This is a genomic window from Larsenimonas rhizosphaerae, assembly GCF_026240105.1.
GTDB classification, from domain to species: domain Bacteria; phylum Pseudomonadota; class Gammaproteobacteria; order Pseudomonadales; family Halomonadaceae; genus Larsenimonas; species Larsenimonas rhizosphaerae.
In genome coordinates, this window is the sequence record NZ_JAPIVE010000001.1 from 655647 (window position 1) to 674676 (window position 19030).

Consider the following 19030-nt stretch of genomic DNA (forward strand, 5'->3'; position numbering starts at 1 on the left):
CTTGCGTGATGGTACCCGTACGGGATGAATCCCTGTCATTGCTACCGCTCCCGGTGCCTGCGTCATCACTGCGTCTATGGCAGGCTTCATGGGCCGGTCACGGATGCAACCAGCCAGCCGGTATAGGCTGAAAAGACGGCAAGCAGGAGTCCCCCTTCGAGCCGAGAGACTCGCCCTGGATGACGCGTACCCACGCCCATGAGCAACAGGGTGACCGTGAGTGCCATCATGATGCTCCAGTCTCTCATGATGATGTCGGGTGACATCGAGTGCATGGGGGAAATGGCGCCGGCAATACCGATAACCGCCAGGATGTTGAAAAGGTTCGAGCCCACCACGTTGCCGATAACGAGGCCGCTTTCCCCCTTGCGGGCGGCAATGACAGACGCGGCCAGTTCGGGAAGGGACGTGCCAATGGCGACCACGGTCAACCCAATGACCAGATCGCTGATGCCCATACCCTGAGCAATCACTACAGCCCCCCATACCAGCAGACGAGAGCTGGCAACCAGCAGTACCAGCCCGATGATCAGCCAGATAATGGCATGGCCCGGCGAAGCTGCCTTGCCATTCGGCGCTACCATGTCGGCCGCCAGTGGTTCATGTACAGCGTGGGAGGTCAACGCCGTTCTGATCGACCATCCGAGCAGTGCGGCAAGTGTCAGGAGGAGAATAAACGCTTCCATGCGCGTCAGGGCATTATTCCACAGCAGCAGGCCGGCCAGTGCACAGGCAACCAGCAGCAGTGGAAGTTCCCGGCGGACGATGGTTGAGTCGACCGTGATGGGGGCGATAAGCGCTGTCAGGCCAAGAATCAGGCCAATATTGGCAATGTTGGAGCCGAGAGCATTGCCAAGGGCGAGTTCCGGGTTGCCATCGAAAGCCGCTGAGGCCGAGACCACCATTTCCGGTGCCGACGTGCCAAATCCGACTACCACCATGCCAATGAGCAGAGGCGGCATGCCTGCATAACGTGCGGTAGCTGCGGCCCCATCAACAAATCGATTGGCGCTCCATATCAGTAGTATCAGCCCCCCGATCACTGCCAGTGATGCCGTTAGCATGACATTTTCCTGTTCATGACGTGCTGATTTAAAGAAAAATCGCTGGGAGAGCATGCTGGCAATGATTCAGCGGATCTTCCTTTTCGTGACACGCATCATGTTACAAGCGACCATGAACAATGCGCCAGGACAGATTCTGCATCGACAGATTGTGGTAGACATCAGGCATGTGCCGGCACCAGGGAGAAAAGCCTTGTGCGATCAGCAGGAGGAATGGCGTTTGGACGGCGATGACTTGAAAGGACTGGAGCGGGCAAAGGGATTCGAACCCTCGACCCTCAGCTTGGGAAGCTGATGCTCTACCAACTGAGCTATACCCGCTTCAAGAGGCCGTATCTTAGTGAGATCAGTGCAGAAACTCAAGCCATTAACATGCTCGATGAGCGAGGCCTGCACTTTTTTTAAACTTTTTTTCGCACATTAAGGATATAAACCGTGAAGCGGTGGTCATAGTAGGCAAGACGATGTGAATTTCAGTCAGTCGCTGATAGCAGCAACGTCTTGCTTACTGTTCCTTGTACTTGACCGCCACACCCTTGTGGCGGTTTTTTTATGCCTGATGTCTGGCCGAGGGTTGGTATGTGGTCGATCCATCCTCATATGTAGTATCAAGGGCAAAGGAGGTTCATCATGAATGCACGAGAGTATCTCGCCCGCCAGGGAATTTCCCTGGACAAGGAAGAAGACAAGCCCAACACGCTGGAAGAAAAGGCCTGGGCCCGCGCAAGGGCATCGGGTGCCCAGCGACCTCGTTCAGGCACACCGTTTGACTGGGAAGACTGGGAGCATTATCACGATGAGCTGGCGGGGGATGCCGAAGCGCTTGCTCGCAAGCAGATAAAACGTGATGATGACGGCGGGTCGGGATCGACCTGAATTCATTGACTTACTATGACAAGGAGCCGTCATGGACATTATTCGCATTATTCTGGCAATCATCTTTCCACCGCTGGGTGTGTTGATGCAGGTGGGGATTGCCAACAAGCATTTCTGGATCAATATTGTACTGACCCTGTGTGGCTTCATTCCCGGTATCGTGCACGCGGTCTGGGTTATCGCCAAGTACTGATGCACGCTGCGTGAAAAGGCCTGCCTATATGGCAGGCCTTTTTCATGTCTGCTCGTTCGTCAGGCAGTGCGGTAGTAGTAGCGAAGGTACTCGTTCTTGCGTGGCCCCTGGATATGCCAGTCAAGTTGCATATTACCTCTTTGGAGTGTGAGAGCTGCACTGTAGCGATCATCGCCGCACAGATGTGGCGTGTCCGTCACCAAGCGACGGGCATTCAGGGGATCGGCCACCAGGTCGAACAGCCAGACGGGATGTAATGGGCCACGGCGTTCGTGGTGAAGGGAAATGCGTTCAGCGGCATGAGTGAAGCGGAACACGTTGCGAGTGATGCTTTGATGGCCGGCGTTGTCGATGAACGTTCCGGTTTCATACAGGCGAACTACTGTACCGGTGGCGTCCTGTTCAGGCGTTGCGGTGCCTTCACCAGTACCCGACCAGCCGGAATGTGACCCGGGGCCGGGATGGGCCTCAAAGCGGTAGCGGCAGGTGTTTAACAGTGCCTGTCGGCACTCTATAATGGCTGTTAACCAATCATCGATTTCAGGTTGACAATGCAATGGGCTATCTCGTATTTGTTACCGGCCTGTGGGCCTTCTCACTCAGTTTCATCGGCGTTTATATCGCCGGACAGGTCGACAGCTACTTTGCGATCCTGACGCGTATCGTGCTGGCCTTTCTGTTGTTCCTGCCATTTTTGAAGCCCGGTTCGGTGCCTCATCGCGTCAAGCTGGGCCTGATGGCCATCGGGGCGATCCAGCTCGGGTTGATGTATGTCTCCTACTATCAGTCCTTCCTGCTGCTGAGCGTGCCGGAAATTCTTCTGTTCACCATCTTCACCCCCATTTATATCACGCTGCTCAATGACATGCTGGCCCGTCGATTTTCACTGCTGCACCTTGTAACGGCGTTGATCGCGGTGGCAGGTGCTGCACTGATTCGTTTCGAGGGGCTGACCGAGAACTACTGGCTGGGCTTCATGATGGTACAGGCCTGCAACCTGTGCTTTGCCATCGGTCAGGTCGCTTATCGTCATCTGATGGCACGTGAGCAGCTGGATGTGCCGGCCCGGACGGTATTTGGCTGGTTCTACGCCGGCGCACTGGTAGTCGCTGTACTGGCCTACCTGATACTGGGGGACAAGAGCGCCCCCGCACCGGCGCCGCTTCAGTGGGGTATCCTGATCTGGCTGGGGCTGATGGCGTCCGGGCTGGGCTACTTCCTGTGGAACGAGGGGGCACGGCGAGTAGACGCCGGTACCCTGGCCATCATGAACAACATGCTGATTCCCGCAGGCATCCTGGTCAATGTGCTGATCTGGAATCGCGATGCCGATCTCGTTCGGCTGGCTTTGGGCGGAGCGGTCATGGTGGTCGCGCTGGTATTCAATGAACTGCTGGACCGGCGGCGGCAGGCCGGATCGGCCGCCGCACCGGCCTGAGTGGTCAATCAGATCGATGGCCGTGATGTGCATGCTCATGTGCTGACCGGCCCTGCCATCGATGCACCAAACGTTGCCACAGGTCACTCACAATCGCCACGGCCAGCAGAACAGACGCGGTAACGCTGATGGCCGTGGGTACCAGCTGGCCGGCCCCGGTCAGCTCTCCCTGAATATCAACATGGCCCAGTGCTACCAGCGCGTTGGTGGCGTAGCCAAAGCCGATGGCAACCCCAATGACGCCCACCAGATAGGCGGCCAGAGCACGAGGCCCCATTTCACGATGCACGATACCCAGCGTGGCCATATTGGTCGCAGGTCCTGCCAGCAGAAATACCAGTACGGCGCCCGGGGATACTCCTGCAAGCATCAGCCCGGCGGCCAGTGGGGTAGACGCTGAGGCACAGATGTACATGGGTACGCCTACCAGGGCCATGATGATCATTGCGCTTGGGCCCTGAGTAACTTCCGCCAGGGCGTCATGTGGCACCAGTGCAACGATCAGCGCCGAGGCAATCAGACCTGCGATCAGCCACAGAGACAGATCTCCCAGCACTTCGGTAAAGGCATAGCGCTGCCCGTCCCAGAGCCGACGTGCCAGAGAAGGCGGTTGAGTGGCTGCCATGCTGTCCGCCAGGCGCGAATGACCGCAGCATCGGGTACTACAGCTGGTCTTCGACACATCATCGGCTGCCGGTAGAGGGGCAGACCGCCTACGGTCGCTGAACAGGACCAGCATGGCGGCGGCAAGCGCCGAGCAGGTAGCAGCCACCGGGCGAATTATCGTCATGAACGGGCCCAGCAGGGCCCAGGACACTGCGATCGAGTCGGCGCCGGTTTCAGGTGTGGAAATCAGAAAGGCTGTCGTGGCGCTGTTGGAGGCACCTGCGCGTTTGAGGCCGATCGCTGCGGGAATGACCCCGCAGGAACACAGGGGCAGGGGAATGCCGATCACTGCTGCCTTGATGGCAGGCCAGGGGCCATTGCCCTGCAGCTGACCCCCCAGGTGAGCGCTTTTGACAAATGTCTTCAACAGGCCGGCCACGACCAGCCCAAGCAGTAGCCAGAAGGCGGCCTCCTGCCAGAGTTCCAAAAAGGCGTTCAGAATATCAGTCATCATGTTCATGCGGGGCTCCAGGACGCTCGCCGTCGGCCAGGGCTGTCAGGATGGTGCAATGAGTGGCAGCGTGTGTGCCGCCACAGCAGCGTTCGTTGATAAGGCTCAGGGCGTCATGCATGCGGCTCAGTTCGCTCATGCGGGCCTTTATCTCGCGCTGCTTTGTCCGTGCAATTGCCTTGACCTCTTCACAGGTGTGCGCATCGCGGTTGACCTCAAGTGTCAGCAGCTCTGCTATGTCCTTCAGGCTGAATCCCATGTGCTTGGCGCGCTGAATAAAGGCGAGGCGCTCGATATTGGCGGGGTCAAAACGGCGATAGCCGTTGGGCTCCCGGGTTGGCGTGAGCAGCAGATCCTGCTGCTCGTAGTAGCGAATGGTTTCAACGGACAGCCCGCTTTCACGGGCCAGTTCCCCGCGCTTTAGTCCGATCATCGTTGGTTTCCCGCCATTAAGAATGCTTATCTTCCGACAGGATAAACCCTGTAGCCTACCCCAGGGTCAAGCCTGTTCTTGGCATGCCGGATCGAAGGGCGGCCAGGGCGGCAGTCCGATCCGCGATGGCCAGTCAGGGCTGGCCACCATCAGCCGGGTTATCGCACCGGAAGCGTGCTTGCACCAGAAGGGATGATGCTGTGTTTCGGCTATCTGCGAAAGTGCCGGGATAAGGTCGCCGGGTGGCCTGAAGTCCTCGAGTGATGGGGCCGCAAGCCAGTGAGGCTTGCCCATTCGACACAGCCCTTCGATGGCGTGGGCTTCCAGAAAGGCTGTCAGGGCTCGGGGATAGACCCAGTGGCCTCGCAGGTGTTCTGCTGCGGCCCCCCGAGGCGCTGGCAGCGAAGGTGCGCCATCCTGCCAGGGATAAAGCAGGGCACCTGTGACATGAACCTGCTGATGCAGGGAGATATCTGCCGTCAGGCCAAGGCGAGTGCCATCAACATGGCGTGCGATGGGGAGCTGATGACGCATCAGCCGTGCTGTTTTACGGGCTAGGCTATCCACGCCGCTGGTGCCAATCCAGCGCGACATGCTGTCCGGCTGCCCGGGCCCCTCAGGCAGGCCAAGAAAAAACTTGGCCGCCACTTCCAGGTGAAACAGGGAGTCATGGCGCTGATACAGCAGGTCCAGTTCGCCCAGCGTCACGGGGCGGGTGCCGGTGTCGTCGATCAGCGGCAGATTGTGGGCCAGCAGGGTGGTGTCACCCCGAGCCGCCAGTAGTGTTTGCCATAATTGCTCTACATAAAGTCCCAGCCGCGGCAGGCGAGGCAGCGGGCCCAGCAGACAGGACGGCGGAGCAGCGCCGGCTGCGGCCTGACCCAGCAATACCGATGTGGCCGGTGTGGGGGCGCCCAGATCGATCAGGCGGGGAGAATGGGCCAGCCACGCAAGGTCACGTGCAATTTTTACGGGGTCAAGCATTGCCCCGGTTTGCTCCGGGTCTGGTGTTGATCGCATAATGCGCGGACTCTGAAGGTTACTGGAAATAATCTCATGCCATCGTTCAAGACGATCGGCCTGATTGGCCGCCTGGGCAGTGCCAATGCACTGATTACTCTGAAGCGTCTGATCCGGTTTTTACAGGAGCGCGGCTGCCGCGTCATTATTGAAGACCATATTGCCGAATCATTGCTGGGGCAGGCTCCGGAAGTGATGAGCAGTGAGCAGATGGGGCGTACCTGTGATCTGGTGATTGTCGTCGGTGGTGATGGCAGTCTGCTGGGTGCGGCTCGCGTGTTGTGTGCCTATGGTACGCCCGTGCTGGGGGTCAATCGCGGTCGTCTCGGGTTTTTGACCGATATTGCCCCGGATGAAGTGGAAACCCGTGTCGGTGATGTGCTGGATGGCAACTTCGAAAGCGAACAGCGCTTTCTGCTTGAGATGGATATCGTGCGTGATGGCGAGCAGGTGGCCAGCGGTACCAGCCTCAATGACGTGGTGCTGCATCCCGGCAAGGCAATCCAGATGATCGAGTTCGAGCTGTTCATCAATGATCAGTTCGTCTATACGCTGCGCGCGGACGGCCTGATCATTGCGACCCCGACCGGCTCAACGGCCTACGCGCTGTCCGGGGGCGGCCCGATTCTGCATCCCGGGCTCGAGGCCATCGAACTGGTACCACTGTGCCCGCATACGCTGTCGAGTCGGCCGATCGTGGTCGATGCCAGCAGTCGGATTACGCTGCATGTCGGGGAGACCAACGATGCGTTCCCGCATGTCAGCTGCGATGGCCAGTCTCAAGCCGTGGCCCGGCCAGGCGATATCATTCATGTAGCACGCAAGGCGGCACGACTGAGGCTGATTCACCCCATCGGCCACGATTTCTACGATATCTGCCGAAGCAAGCTGGGATGGAGTAATCGACTTGGGGAGTAATGCCATGACCACCACCGGACAGGCCTATGATCTGATCGGCGATGTGCATGGCTGCGGCGCGACGCTTGCAGTGCTGCTTGAACGACTGGGGTACCGCCGGGATGACGGGGTTTACCGCCATCCCGAGCGCAAGGTCATCTTTCTGGGTGATCTGATCGATCGTGGGCCGCGGGTGCGGCTGGCCCTGAGTATTGCCCGCAGCATGGTGGAAGCCGGCGAAGCGCTGATCGTGATGGGCAATCATGAGTACAACGCGCTGACCTACTGCCTGCCGGCACACGATGGCAATACCTGGCTGCGCCCGCACACGCCGCGGACGACCCGGGTCATCCAGGAAACGCTGGACCAGTTTGCCGATACCCCGGCTGAATGGGACGACTATCTGGCCTGGTTCATGACCCTGCCGCTGTGCCTTGAACTTCCCGATCTTCGCGTGGTGCATGCCTGCTGGGATGAGGACCTTGTGCGCCGTTTTCTGGCTCGGCGCCCCGAGGGGAATATTGATCGCGCCTTTCTTGAGCGTACCGTGCGCCGAGACAGTTTCGAGCATCAGGTCATGGATCGCCTGACCCGGGGAGTGGACGTCATCATGCCGGATGGGATTCAGATCCATTCCGGCGACGGGTTTACCCGGCGAAGCTTTCGAGCCAATTTCTGGGCACAGTCGCCGCAGACCTATGGCGATGTTGTCTTTCAGCCGGATCATCTGCCGGCCGAGCTGGACGATCACCCGCTCAGTGAAGAGGAAAAGGCCCGATTACCGTTTTATGGTCCTGACGAACGTCCGCTGTTTATCGGGCACTACTGGTGTGAGGGCATTCCGGCCTTGCCGGCCCCCAATATTGCCTGCCTGGATTACAGTGCCGTCAAGTATGGTCGGCTGGTGGCTTACCGGTTTGACGGCGAATCCCGGCTGGATGCCAACCGATTCGTGTGGCTCAAGGTACTGTCCGGGCGGGATGCTGAAAAAAAATCCAGAGAATTTTACAGATAGCAGGAACTTTGATTCGCTGCCGCCATCTGAGTAAGTGTTCCCTTGAATGATCCCTTGCTCAAGTCCGGTGGTTTATCCCCCGGGCTTCTTTTTTTGCGCGCTATACTGACCGGCGTCGCTTCTGGACAGGTGGCAATGTTTTTTCATGACAGGGCACAAGGCCATGGCAAAAGTACTTCAATTTCCCACCGACATTGATCTCTCGGTGCTGCGCAAGGCGCTGTGGGATCACCGCATTTCTCACCATTATCGCCGCGACGACAATGAGCAGCTGATCTTTTTGATGGATGACAGTCAGCTCGATCAGGCCGTGACGCTGACCGAGCAGTTTCGCAACAATGACGCGCTGACGCTGTCGCCGGACACTGATCATCCCCGGACCTCTTCTGCAGGCAGCCTGCGCCATGCATTGGCCGCTGCTCCGCTGACCAGCGGCTGTATTGTCCTGTGCGCCCTGGTATACCTGCTGATGAATGTGGTGGGGGTGGAAGTGGTTACCCGGCTTACCATCGTTCCCATGATGCTGACCTCGGTCGGTCTTCAGGCCGGCACACTGGGCCAGGCCCTCACGGCAGGCGAGTTCTGGCGTCTGCTGACGCCGGTTTTTCTGCACTTTGGCTGGATGCACCTGGTCTTCAACATGGTGTGGCTCTGGTACTTCGGCCGCCAGATCGAGCAGCTTCAGGGGCAGTGGCGCTGGCTGCTCATTGTTATTCTGACCGGCATCGGCTCCAATCTGGCGCAGTATGCGATGGGCACGCTGTTGTTCGGTGGCATGTCCGGTGTGATTTACGCGCTGGTCGGGTACGTCTGGCTATGGTCACGGGAAAAGGACAGCGGGTTCAACGTGCCGACAGCGCTGGTGGTATTCATGGTGGGCTGGATGGTGCTGTGCATGACCCCCCTGTCAGCGGCTGTCGGCTTTCCAAACGTAGCCAATGAAGCACATCTGGCAGGCATGCTGGGTGGCCTGATTCTGGGTAAACTGACACTGCTGCTGCATCGCCGCTGAACTTCAGGAGATCTCATGAGCGATATGACCTTTGAAAAAATGATTGAACAGATGACGCCGGAAATGTACCAGCGCTTCAAGTCGGCCATCGAGCTGGGACGCTGGCCCGATGGCAACCGTCTCTCCAGAGAGCAGGTCGGGCTGTGCATGGAGGCCGTCATGCGTTATGAGCATGTTCGAGATATTCCGGAGAAGGACCGAATCGGCTATATCGAGCGTAATCAGTGTGCCTCGGATAGTGCGCCCGCCGACCAGGATGCTCCGATTAAATGGATGAACTGAACACACCGCATACCGGTGTGCTGGGCCGGATGCCATCGGTACTTTCCAACGGCACTGCCAGTTATCTGTTGCCGGTAGGCGATGCGCGGCTGCCCATCGATCAGTACCTGGGCGCGCATGTTTCATTATCGCCCACCGGCCGAATCTTCTGTCTGAACTGTGGCCGTAAAACGTCCAGAAGTTTTGCTCAGGGGCATTGCTACCCGTGCTTTACCTCACTGGCCCGGTGTGATCTTTGCATCATGAAGCCGGAAACCTGCCACTTCGAGCAGGGCACCTGTCGTGAACCGGAGTGGGGGCTGACGCATTGCTTTGCGCCGCATCTGGTCTATCTCTCCAATGCGTCCGGTCCCAAGGTAGGAATTACCAAACCCGGCCAGGTGCCGGTGCGCTGGATCGATCAGGGAGCCAGTCAGGCACTGGTCATCTTTCGTGTGGCCACGCGCTATCAGTCCGGACTGGTCGAGGCGCTGCTGCGGGAGCGGGTGAGTGATCGTACCCAATGGCAGAAGATGCTCAAGGGGGCGCCACTGCCAGTGGATCTGCCGGCCCTGCGCGATTCCCTGATGGACGAACTGGGCGAGAACATTGACGCATTGATCAATCGTTTTGCACCCGGCGAGATTCAGCCTGTCAATGAATCGGTGTGGTCACTGGAGTTTCCGGTCAGTACCTGGCCCGAGAAGGTCAAGGCCTGGAATCTGGACCGGCATGACCGGGTGGAAGGCGTGCTTCAGGGCATCAAGGGGCAGTATCTTCTGCTCGATACTGGTGTCATCAATATCCGCAAGTTCGGTGGCTATGAAGTCACGCTCGATATCGAGCCGATCGCCGGCCATGCGGCACCGGCGACGGATGATCTTTTTTCGTGATCAGGCGCGCCGTGCGCTCATTCGCGCCAGAAAGACCTGCATGACCGTGTCATAGAGCGTTTTACCTGCCACCACGTCCTCGATGCCGGCATCGAGGTTGGGGTTGTCGTTGACCTCGATGACCACAACCCGTTCACCGGACTGCTTGAGATCCACGCCATACAGGCCCCGCCCGATCAATCGAGCCGCTTTCAGTGCTACCTTCAAGACCTGGGGCGGTGCGTCTTCCGGTGCCAGGGTGTCAAAACCGCCGCTCTTGGTCTTGCCCTTGCTGTGATCATAGATCTGCCAGTGGCCTCGAGCCATGTAATACCGGCTTACGAACAGCACCTTGTCATCAAGAATGCCCACCCGCCAGTCATAGTCTGTGGGCATCCATTCCTGCAGCAGCAACAGGGCTGAATCCTTGAACAGCCCTTCGGCCTGCTCCAGCAATTCAGCAGGTGAGCGCACCTTGCTGATGCCGCGAGAGAATGCTCCATCGGGTATCTTGAGTACCTGCGGATAGCTCAGCGTTTCAGCCAGTGCCGCGAGCCCTGCATCGTGGCGCGACAGAAGGTGGCCCCCCGGGGCTGGTACGTGCCGGTCCCGCAGCATCGCATGCAGATAGACCTTGTTGGTACAGCGCAGAATCGAGGTCGGGTCATCAATCACCACCAGACCTTCATGCTCGGCGCGGCGAGCCATTCGGTAGGTGTGGTGGTCGATGCGCGTGGTTTCGCGGATGAATAAACCGTCGAATTCGGCCAGCCGCCCTTCGTCGTGTCGCGTAATCAGGCTGACATCAATTCCGATTTTTCGACCGGCGCGAATGAATGCCTTCAGCGCCCCCTTGTTGCTCGGAGGCATGGCTTCTTCGGGATCAATCAGAATGGCGAGGTCGAACCGGTAACGGCGTCTGGCGGCTGGCGTGCGCCAGATCTGGCGTGAGTGGTTGTTCAGGGCAGAGGCAAACCGCTCTTCCTCTGCCTGTGGCAGGGCGCTGAACGGCAGCGGCTGAAGGCCGGTCAGCTGCCAGCGTCCGTTATGGCGTGACAGGGTCACCTCCATCAGGGGGCAGGGCAGGTGTTCGAACAGGCGCCGTCCCAGAATGGCCAGGGAAGGCACATCGCTGTGGCCGAAGAACAGCCGCAGGACGAGCTCGTCTCCGGGCACGCTGCCCTGACGCTCCAGCACGGCCATCCAGCGTTGCAGGCCATCGAGCTCCAGTGCCAGCAGGTCATGGCGAGACATCTGGCTCAGGGTTTCAACACTGGGTTGAACGCGCTGACCGCGCGCCTGCGCCAGCAGTGAGACGTAATAACCGGTGCCCAGATAATCCAGCTCACTGCACAGGTTGATCACGTGGGTGGCCTTCATCGGCGCCGGAATATCCGTGTCCTGGGCGAGATACTCCTCGGCCGTGATCACATCATCACTGGGATAAAACGAGCGCCAGTCGGAGAGCTGGTCAACCACGATGCGAAGCCGGGACATGAATACCTCGAAAACGGCGATGAAAAATCGAAGCATGAGGCTGTACCGAGTCACACGCAACAGGGCGGGCGTGAAATAATTTCATGGCTCGGTCGATGGTCATCCCGACGCATTGCAGTAACACTACCGCTTTTCAAACAAGGATATGTTCATCATGACGGCCTCCGTGCGCCTTGCCACTCCGGATGATCTTGATCGTCTATGGCAGCTCGAAACGACCTGCTTCAGCGACGATGACGATCGGTTTTCCCGCCGGCAGTTGCGCTATCTGCTGACCCGCGCCAAAGCCATTACCCTGGTGTGTGGTGATGAAACGTTATGGGGCTACGCGACGCTGCTGATTCGTCGCGCGAGCGGTTTCGGCCGGATCTATTCCCTGTGTGTGGCACCGGATGCGCGTGGCCAGGGCGGCGGTGAGGCGCTTCTGGAGGCGCTGGAGGCGCAGGCGCAGAGTCTGGGGCTTGATCAGCTTCGCCTTGAAGTGCGGGTCGATAATGACCGCGCGTTGCGACTCTACCAGCGCCGTGGGTACGATCGTACTGCCTGGCTGGATGATTATTACAGCGACGGGTGTGCGGGCTGGAAAATGATCAAGTGGCTTACGCCCACAGCACCAGCACCGCAGCCAGAGACACAAGAACCAGGCCGGTAATGTCACGTCGGGTAAATGGATCCTTGAGCCAGTAACGCGCGATCAGCAGGGTAATCAGTATCTCGACCTGACCCAGGGTCTTGACCAGTGCCACCTGCTGGAGGCTGACGGCATTGAACCAGCCCAGTGACCCCAGAAAGCTGGCCAGACTGATTGGCAGGCTCAGGCCGGGGCGGGTGATCAGGGTGGTTAGAGTAGCCGGACGAGTGGCACCCAGCCACAGCGCCAGTATCAGTGTCTGAAAGACAATGGACGCGGCCAGTACCCAGCCCGCGGCATGCAGGAAGGGCAAGGCCGGCATCAGATGCGTTGCCTGGCGTACCGAGAGTGTTGTCAGGGCGAAGAAGATGCCACTGCCAAGCCCGATCAGCAGCGTCCGTCCTGTCGGCATGTTCTGCTGCTTGATGCCTTTCATGATCCAGACGGCAATCGCACCGATCACTACGCCGGCCCAGGCCATCAGCGAAAGGTGCTCGCCAAACACGATAACGCCAAGAATGGCGGCGATGAGCGCTTCGCTGCGGGCCAGACCGACACCGGTTGCAAACCCCTTCATGCGAAACAGCGTAATCATCAATACCGTGGCAACGATCTGAGCGACGGCGCCCCCCAGCACGTAACCCGCCAGTGGCAGGGTCAGGACAGGCAGCGGCGCCGGAACAATGGCATACATGGTTGCAAGCCATGCCACTGCCATCGGCCCGGCCCACAGAAAGCGGGCCAGGGTGACACCGTAGGCATCAACGCTGCCGCTCAGGCGTTTCTGGAAGGCATTGCGCCAGGATTGCATGAAGGCAGCCAGCAGGGTAAAGGCAACCCAAAGAGACATCGACCTGTCCTTGTAGTGGTTATAAATTAGCCACTTAGCCTACTGCGATGTTTTGCCCTCCACCAATGAAAAGAAGTGATACCGAGTATTCCTCGCGGTATGATGAGGTGCACATCTCAAACGATAACCATTCCTGTTAAAGTGGCATAGGCACCGCGAATGCAGCCAGACAAGCAGACAACCTCTCGTCAGCAGCACACTGATCCTCGCCGCTGGGGCATGCCCCGGCACTGCTGGGTAGGATTGGCGGTGGTGTGCTTTGTCATCGGTCTGGCAGGCATTGTCTTACCCCTGCTGCCGGCCACGGATTTCTTTTTGCTGGCGGTAATATGTGCATCCCGGGGCTCGGTACGCTTTGAGCGCTGGATTCGCGCCAATGCACTGGCAGGCCCCATGATCAGGGCCTGGGAAGAGGAGCGGGCCATTCCAGGGGCGGCCAAGATCACTGCGGTGATTTCGATGGTGCTGTCGTTGTCCCTGCTTTACTGGCATATCGGCACCCACTGGTCGTTCTGGGTTACCGTGGTAATACTGGTATGCGTTGCCGGCTTTCTGCTGTCACGTCCGTCTCCTCGCCGGGACCGACCTGACTCAGGGGTGTGACAGGCCCATGGCGTATGCCATGACCCGGCGGCGACCAAAGCCGGCGTGGCCTGCCAGCGCAAGCCCTGCGTTGCGGACAAGCTTGAACGGCAGGCCCTGATGGCGGAAGCCGTGGTAGAACGCATCCATCGTACTCATCATCAACTGATTGGCCCACTTGCGCTTCATGGCGTACTCCAGCAGTACATGCTGGCGCCACCACGGGCGGCCCTCGGAGAGGGCGTCATGGATGACCCTGGAGAGCGCCTCAACGTCCTGAAACCCCAGATTGACCCCCTGGCCGGCCAGCGGATTGATGACATGCGCCGCATCACCAATCAGTGCCACCCGGTCCTGTACGTAGCGTTCGGCATGCTGGCGGACCAGTGGAAAGCTGCCGACGCCGCTGATGTGATCAATCGGCGGCAGTTCGTCGGGAAAGGTCTGTTCGATCTCGGTCTGAAGGGCTTCAAACGAGAGGGACTGCAGGGCATCGATACGAGCCGGTGCGTCGTACCAGATCAGGGATGCCCATGCCTTGTCGGGTTGATCGGCCGGTGCAAACAGGGGCAGCAGTGCGTGTGGGCCACTGGGGGTGAAGGCCTGCCAGGTCATGTCGAGCGTCGGGGCAGCCGTCTGTACATTGACGATCATGGCCTTGTGTTCATAGGGCCGGGTATCAATGGAGATACCGGCCTGCTCTCGAACCGCGGAGCGGGCACCTTCGGCGCCGATCACCAGTCCGGCCTCCAGATCATGGGGCACGCCATCGCAATCCAGTGTCAGCCTGACGCTGTCTTCTCCCAGGGTCAGGCGTTCAAGCCGGGCAGGTGTCAGGCAGGACAGGGTATCGATATCGTCAAAGCAGGACCAGAGCGCGCTCTGGATCACCTGATTTTCCACCATTACACCCAGCCGGTCGGCCTTGATTTCACTGGCATCAAAGATGGTTCGGTTCCAGCGGCTGCGTGCTCCCGGCAGCGTAGTGCCTGCCAGGTCTTCCCAGACCGCCAGACGAGTGAAGGGATGAATGCGGCTGGCGTCCATGGCATCGAAGGCACCAAGACGGTCCAGAAAATCACAATTGGCCTGATTGAGGCTTGAAATGCGCAGATCCGGCGGGGTGCCGGCCTCGGCCGAAGCGGGGGGACGCGGTTCGATCACACATACCGACAGCCCGGTATCGCTCAGGGCCAGTGCCATGGCCGCGCCGGTCATGCCGCCACCGACAATGGCGATATCAACGTAGTTGGAGGTATCCATCCCGCATGTCCTTTCCTGATCAGTCAAGCGCGTATCCTGGCACTTTGGATGGGGTTTTGCATGCAGGCATCCCTCTCGGGCCCTGAAATGAATTGTCGGTGGCTGCTTCATGGCACTGGTCTATGCTGGAGGCGGCTACCTTTTCATCCTCGCACAAGGATACTGCGCATATGGATATGCAAATCACGGGCCGCGTTGCACTGGTTACAGGCGCCACGCAGGGCATTGGCTTTGAAACGGCGCGGATGCTGGCCGAAGAAGGCGTCACGCTGGTGCTGTCGGATCTAAGTATTGATGATCTCAAGCCGGCGGCGGAAAAACTGCCAGGCTCACCCCTGTGTGTGGCCGCCGATGTGACCTCTCAGCAGGCGCTGGATGATCTCGTTGCCAGAACCATCGAGGCACATGGTCAGCTGGATATTGTGGTGCATACCGCGGGGATCACCGGGGCCAAGGGCCATCCCCTGGAGGTGGGCGATGAGGATTACGAAGCATGCTGGAATATCAACTTCATGTCTTCGGTGCGGTTGGCAAGAGCCAGTATTCCTGCCATGCGCAAGGGGCAGTGGGGCCGGTTCATCTGCATCAGTTCGGAAAATGCGATCCAGCCCTACTGGGAGGAGGCTGTCTATAACGTCTCGAAGGCAGCGCTTTCTGCGTTCATCAAGAACCTCTCCTATGATGAGGCCGCCCATGGAGTGCTCTGCAATACGGTATCGCCTGCCTTTGTCGAATCGCCCATGACCGACGGGATGATGGAGAAGCGGGCAGAAGCGCTGGGTGTCAGTGTTGAAGAGGCCATAGACAGCTTTCTTGATGAAGAGCGCCCCGGCATTGTGCAAAAGCGCCGCGGCAAGGCGGAAGAAGTGGCAGCCACCATTGTCTTTCTGGCCTCCAGTCATGGGTCATATATCAATGGCAGCAATGTACGTGTAGATGGTGGCGCGGTGCTGTCGGTACAGAACTAGAGCTGATCGGGATGTGATGTGCTCACTGTGCAGCAGCAGCAGTGGGCACAATCTGCCGGTCAAGCACCTTTCGCAGTACAAAGCTTGTGTGAGACGCCGTAACACCGTCGATGCGGTTGATGGTTCTGAGCAGCAGGGCTTCGTATTCGTCCATGTCGCGTACCAGCAGTTTGAGCTGAAAATCCGCCGACTGGCCGGTAATGATCAAACACTCCAGTACGTTGGGCAATGCAGTGATGGCGGCCTCGAAGTTGGCAAAGCGCTCATCGGTGTGTTCATCCATGGCAATATGCAGGATAACCATTAATCCATACCCCATGCGCCGGGCGTCGACCATGGCTCGATACCCCTGAATGAAGCCGGCATCTTCCAGCGCACGCACGCGGCGCAGGCAGGGAGAGGGTGAGAGTCCGATCCGGTCGGCCAGTTCCTGATTGCTTACTCGCCCGTCCCGCTGAAGCTCGTCGAGAATGCGGCGATCGTAACCATCAAGGCTATCAGACAGTGAATGTGTGCTCATGAGCAATTTTATGCCTCGATATGATATTTGTCGGCAATTTACTGCCGGTGGGGCGAAAAATAAACCCTTACTTCGCAATCATTGACGGGCAGGGTCGGCGTAGCATGGGTGTTGTCGCCACAAGTGACACGGGGCCTGCCCCGATCGGCCCGCCAACCCGGCGGTGGCCGATGTAACGGAAAAGGGCTATCCGCCGTTCCAATCACTGCCCATTCACGGCAACATGACGTATGGCCCGGCTGCCTTCTGGCAGGCCGGGCCATGACTTCCACGGCACTTTGAGTAAAAAGGTTTCACCATGACATCGTCAGTTTCTTCCTTTGATCATCGCAAGTATCGCCCGGTAGCGCCGATTGAACTGGCCAATCGCCAGTGGCCTGACCGCCAGATCACCAAGGCGCCGCTATGGGCCAGTGTCGATCTGCGTGACGGCAATCAGGCACTGCTGGAGCCGATGAGCGTTGATCAAAAGAAGGCGCTGTGGGCGCTGCTGGTCAAGGTCGGTTTCAAGGAAATCGAAGTAGGCTTTCCGGCCGCCAGTCAGCCTGATTATGACTTCGTGCGCTGGCTGATCGAGGAAGATCAGATTCCGGAGGATGTCTATATCCAGGTGCTGGTTCAGTGCCGTGAGCATTTGATCGAAAAGACCTATCAGGCCCTTGAAGGGGTCAAGCGGGCGATTGTTCATGTTTATAATTCCACATCAGTGGCGCAGCGTGAGCGCGTCTTTGAAAAGGACCAGGCCGGCATCACCGCCATCGCCGTGCAGGGTGCGACCTGGGTCAAGCAGTATGCCGACCGTTATCCCGAGGTAGACTGGCGCTTTCAGTACTCGCCAGAGAGCTTCACCAGCACCGAGGTCGACTTCTCCATTGCGATCTGCGAAGCCGTCATGGATGTCTGGCAGCCGACCCCGGAGCGCCCCTGCATTCTGAATCTGCCGGCTACCGTGGAAATTGGTCCGGTCAATCATTTTGCGGATCAAATCGAGTACTTTATCCGGCACATGAAGTGGCGTGACTGTGCGCTTGTTTCATTGCATACCCATAACGACCGGGGGGGAGCCGCCGCCGCCGCCGAGCTGGGATTGATGGCCGGTGCCGACCGGGTAGAGGGCACGCTTCTGGGTAATGGTGAACGAACCGGCAACATGGATATCGTGACGCTGGGCATGAATCTCTATAGCCAGGGGGTAGACCCGGAGCTTGATCTGTCACGCCCCGATGAGATTATCCAGGTCTATACCCAGTGCACTCAATTGCCCGTGCATCCACGCCATCCCTGGGTGGGCGAACTGGTGTATACCGCTTTCTCCGGCAGCCACCAGGATGCCATCAGCAAGTGCCTTAAAAAGCAGCAGGCCGATGAGCCGTGGCAGGTGGCGTACCTGCCGATCGATCCTCATGATCTGGGGCGTGATTATCAGGCGGTCATTCGCGTCAACAGTCAGTCCGGCAAGGGCGGCATGGCCTTTTTGCTGGAGCGTGATCATGGTATCAGCCTGCCGCGCTGGATGACGCTGGAGCTGGCTCCGGCCGTGCAGCAGGCCAGCGAGAAGGTATCCGGTGAGCTGTCCAGTGACTCGATCCGTGAGGTGCTTGAAAGGACTTTCATTTGCCAGGATCCGATTGCCCTGACCGGCTACCGGGTGGACCGTGAAGATGCCCAGACCCTGAGCGCCCGGTTGAGTGTCACCGAGGCGGGCGAAGCGCGTAGCGTTGCCATCAGCGGCGATGGTAACGGTGCAATGTCGGCATTTTTGAATGCCTGGCAGCAGCACACCGGCATGAGTGTCAATATCGTTGATTACAGTGAGCACGCGTTGGGTGAGGGCAGTGATGCCATTGCGGTTGCCTTTGTGCAGCTTAATATCAATGGCCAGCGGGTGTCGGGGATGGCAGAGGATGGCGATACCGTTACGGCTTCTCTGAAGGCGGTCCTGTCAGCCATCAACCGCGCCTCGGCCAACGGTGTGAAAGTACGCTTTGAGGAACAGGCCACCGCCTGATCAATCATGGCGAAGGTGGTTCAGGGGCTCGCTGCCGGAAGGCAGCGGGCCCCTTTACTGTGTGTGTTGCGCGTCATATCAATCGGGGGGGGGCTTCAATGTGGGTACAGCGGCTGTGGGTTGTGCTGGCGGCGATCAGTTTTGCGCTGGGCATTGTCGGCGTTGTGTTGCCCATCATGCCCACGGCGCCGTTCATGCTGCTGGCCGTTTATCTGGCTTCAAAGGGGTCCACCCGCTTTGCCGACTGGATCCGTAATAATCGGTTTGCCGGGCCCCCCATTCGTCAATGGGAGCACGAGCGGGCCCTGTCACTGAAGGCAAAGGTGATGGCTGTTGGCGGGATCTCGGTCGGGGCGGTATGGGTGGGCGTGCTGATATCGGCCATATGGCTCAGGGTCGGCATCTGGTGTCTGCTTGCCGGTGTGGCGATATACCTTGCCTCGCGACCGCGACCCTCGCAATAAGTTGTTTTTTGGTTACCGTGCAGCGGCAGGCTAGAATGACTGTACTGTA

At 58.8% G+C, this 19030-nt stretch carries 22 protein-coding genes and 1 tRNA gene; 13 read left to right on the top strand and 10 right to left on the bottom strand.

Annotation, left to right across the window (positions count from 1 at the left end):
- Positions 1-86 precede the first annotated feature (86 nt).
- Both OQ287_RS03025 and OQ287_RS03030 read right to left on the bottom strand, forming a co-directional pair.
- A complete protein-coding gene (locus OQ287_RS03025) occupies positions 87-1064 on the bottom strand; it encodes a calcium/sodium antiporter (RefSeq protein ID WP_265895542.1) in 978 nt (325 codons plus the stop codon).
- Positions 1065-1309: 245 nt separating this feature from the next.
- A tRNA-Gly gene (locus OQ287_RS03030) sits at positions 1310-1385 on the bottom strand.
- 309 nt (positions 1386-1694) lie between these two features.
- On the opposite strand from OQ287_RS03030, the gene OQ287_RS03035 reads away from it, so the two are divergent.
- Together OQ287_RS03035 and OQ287_RS03040 are read left to right on the top strand one after the other, a co-directional pair.
- Positions 1695-1940, top strand: coding sequence for a hypothetical protein (locus OQ287_RS03035; RefSeq protein WP_250936537.1), 246 nt, complete (start codon positions 1695-1697; stop codon positions 1938-1940).
- Positions 1941-1971: 31 nt separating this feature from the next.
- Complete coding sequence (locus OQ287_RS03040) at positions 1972-2133, top strand: YqaE/Pmp3 family membrane protein (protein ID WP_250936538.1); 162 nt, start codon at positions 1972-1974, stop codon at positions 2131-2133.
- Positions 2134-2192: 59 nt separating this feature from the next.
- Here OQ287_RS03040 and OQ287_RS03045 read toward each other — a convergent pair whose 3' ends face one another.
- Positions 2193-2690, bottom strand: a complete 498-nt coding sequence (locus OQ287_RS03045; RefSeq protein WP_265895543.1) for a DUF6314 family protein — start codon at positions 2688-2690, stop codon at positions 2193-2195.
- Between OQ287_RS03045 and OQ287_RS03050 the strand changes: the two genes are divergently transcribed.
- A complete protein-coding gene (locus tag OQ287_RS03050; RefSeq protein ID WP_250936540.1) occupies positions 2690-3571 on the top strand; it encodes an EamA family transporter in 882 nt (293 codons plus the stop codon). The two genes, OQ287_RS03045 and OQ287_RS03050, sit on opposite strands and share 1 nt — an antisense overlap.
- Positions 3572-3575: 4 nt before the next feature.
- On the opposite strand, the gene OQ287_RS03055 is transcribed toward OQ287_RS03050, so the two are convergent.
- The 3 genes from OQ287_RS03055 to OQ287_RS03065 form a co-directional block, all read right to left on the bottom strand.
- Complete coding sequence (locus tag OQ287_RS03055; RefSeq protein ID WP_265895544.1) at positions 3576-4697, bottom strand: SO_0444 family Cu/Zn efflux transporter; 1122 nt, start codon at positions 4695-4697, stop codon at positions 3576-3578.
- The gene (zntR, locus tag OQ287_RS03060) at positions 4681-5121 is read right to left on the bottom strand and encodes a Zn(2+)-responsive transcriptional regulator (RefSeq protein WP_250936542.1); all 441 of its coding nucleotides are present in this window, start codon (positions 5119-5121) and stop codon (positions 4681-4683) included. Before zntR ends, OQ287_RS03055 begins: the two co-directional genes overlap by 17 nt.
- A gap of 66 nt (positions 5122-5187) precedes the next feature.
- Positions 5188-6105 carry a DUF1853 family protein gene (locus OQ287_RS03065; RefSeq protein ID WP_265895545.1) on the bottom strand — a complete coding sequence of 306 codons (918 nt, stop codon included), beginning with the start codon at positions 6103-6105 and terminating at the stop codon, positions 5188-5190.
- A gap of 72 nt (positions 6106-6177) precedes the next feature.
- Here OQ287_RS03065 and OQ287_RS03070 point away from each other — a divergent pair, with 72 nt between their 5' ends.
- The 5 genes from OQ287_RS03070 to OQ287_RS03090 all read left to right on the top strand — a co-directional run bounded on the left by OQ287_RS03070 (position 6178) and on the right by OQ287_RS03090 (position 10219).
- Positions 6178-7059 (top strand): NAD(+) kinase, encoded by an 882-nt coding sequence (locus tag OQ287_RS03070; RefSeq protein ID WP_265895546.1) that lies wholly within the window; start codon positions 6178-6180, stop codon positions 7057-7059.
- Positions 7060-7063: 4 nt separating this feature from the next.
- The gene (locus tag OQ287_RS03075; protein WP_265895547.1) at positions 7064-8053 is read left to right on the top strand and encodes a metallophosphoesterase; all 990 of its coding nucleotides are present in this window, start codon (positions 7064-7066) and stop codon (positions 8051-8053) included.
- A gap of 163 nt (positions 8054-8216) precedes the next feature.
- A complete protein-coding gene (locus OQ287_RS03080) occupies positions 8217-9065 on the top strand; it encodes a rhomboid family intramembrane serine protease (RefSeq protein ID WP_250936546.1) in 849 nt (282 codons plus the stop codon).
- 15 nt (positions 9066-9080) lie between these two features.
- Positions 9081-9347, top strand: coding sequence for a YeaC family protein (locus OQ287_RS03085; RefSeq protein ID WP_250936547.1), 267 nt, complete (start codon positions 9081-9083; stop codon positions 9345-9347).
- Positions 9335-10219 (top strand): DUF2797 domain-containing protein, encoded by an 885-nt coding sequence (locus OQ287_RS03090; RefSeq protein ID WP_265895548.1) that lies wholly within the window; start codon positions 9335-9337, stop codon positions 10217-10219. Before OQ287_RS03085 ends, OQ287_RS03090 begins: the two co-directional genes overlap by 13 nt.
- On the opposite strand, the gene OQ287_RS03095 is transcribed toward OQ287_RS03090, so the two are convergent.
- Positions 10220-11731 (bottom strand): RimK family protein, encoded by a 1512-nt coding sequence (locus OQ287_RS03095; protein WP_322974088.1) that lies wholly within the window; start codon positions 11729-11731, stop codon positions 10220-10222. It lies immediately after the preceding gene.
- A 118-nt stretch (positions 11732-11849) separates the two neighbouring features.
- On the opposite strand from OQ287_RS03095, the gene OQ287_RS03100 reads away from it, so the two are divergent.
- Entirely contained in the window at positions 11850-12347 is a 498-nt protein-coding gene (locus tag OQ287_RS03100) for a GNAT family N-acetyltransferase (RefSeq protein WP_250936549.1), read from the top strand.
- Here OQ287_RS03100 and OQ287_RS03105 read toward each other — a convergent pair.
- Positions 12295-13176 (bottom strand): DMT family transporter, encoded by an 882-nt coding sequence (locus tag OQ287_RS03105; RefSeq protein WP_265895549.1) that lies wholly within the window; start codon positions 13174-13176, stop codon positions 12295-12297. The two genes, OQ287_RS03100 and OQ287_RS03105, sit on opposite strands and share 53 nt — an antisense overlap.
- A 159-nt stretch (positions 13177-13335) precedes the next feature.
- Here OQ287_RS03105 and OQ287_RS03110 point away from each other — a divergent pair, with 159 nt between their 5' ends.
- Positions 13336-13779, top strand: a complete 444-nt coding sequence (locus tag OQ287_RS03110; protein WP_250936551.1) for a YbaN family protein — start codon at positions 13336-13338, stop codon at positions 13777-13779.
- On the opposite strand, the gene OQ287_RS03115 is transcribed toward OQ287_RS03110, so the two are convergent.
- Positions 13768-15021: an FAD-dependent oxidoreductase gene (locus tag OQ287_RS03115; protein ID WP_265895550.1), complete on the bottom strand. Its 1254-nt coding sequence runs from the start codon at positions 15019-15021 to the stop codon at positions 13768-13770. The genes OQ287_RS03110 and OQ287_RS03115 overlap by 12 nt on opposite strands.
- A gap of 170 nt (positions 15022-15191) precedes the next feature.
- Here OQ287_RS03115 and OQ287_RS03120 point away from each other — a divergent pair, with 170 nt between their 5' ends.
- The gene (locus OQ287_RS03120) at positions 15192-15989 is read left to right on the top strand and encodes an SDR family NAD(P)-dependent oxidoreductase (protein WP_265895551.1); all 798 of its coding nucleotides are present in this window, start codon (positions 15192-15194) and stop codon (positions 15987-15989) included.
- A gap of 22 nt (positions 15990-16011) precedes the next feature.
- On the opposite strand, the gene OQ287_RS03125 is transcribed toward OQ287_RS03120, so the two are convergent.
- Positions 16012-16509 carry an Lrp/AsnC family transcriptional regulator gene (locus tag OQ287_RS03125; RefSeq protein ID WP_265895552.1) on the bottom strand — a complete coding sequence of 166 codons (498 nt, stop codon included), beginning with the start codon at positions 16507-16509 and terminating at the stop codon, positions 16012-16014.
- 298 nt (positions 16510-16807) lie between these two features.
- On the opposite strand from OQ287_RS03125, the gene leuA reads away from it, so the two are divergent.
- Together leuA and OQ287_RS03135 are read left to right on the top strand one after the other, a co-directional pair.
- Positions 16808-18517 (top strand): 2-isopropylmalate synthase, encoded by a 1710-nt coding sequence (leuA, locus tag OQ287_RS03130; RefSeq protein ID WP_250936555.1) that lies wholly within the window; start codon positions 16808-16810, stop codon positions 18515-18517.
- A 98-nt stretch (positions 18518-18615) separates the two neighbouring features.
- A complete protein-coding gene (locus OQ287_RS03135; RefSeq protein ID WP_250936556.1) occupies positions 18616-18981 on the top strand; it encodes a YbaN family protein in 366 nt (121 codons plus the stop codon).
- The last annotated feature ends 49 nt before the right edge of the window (positions 18982-19030 follow it).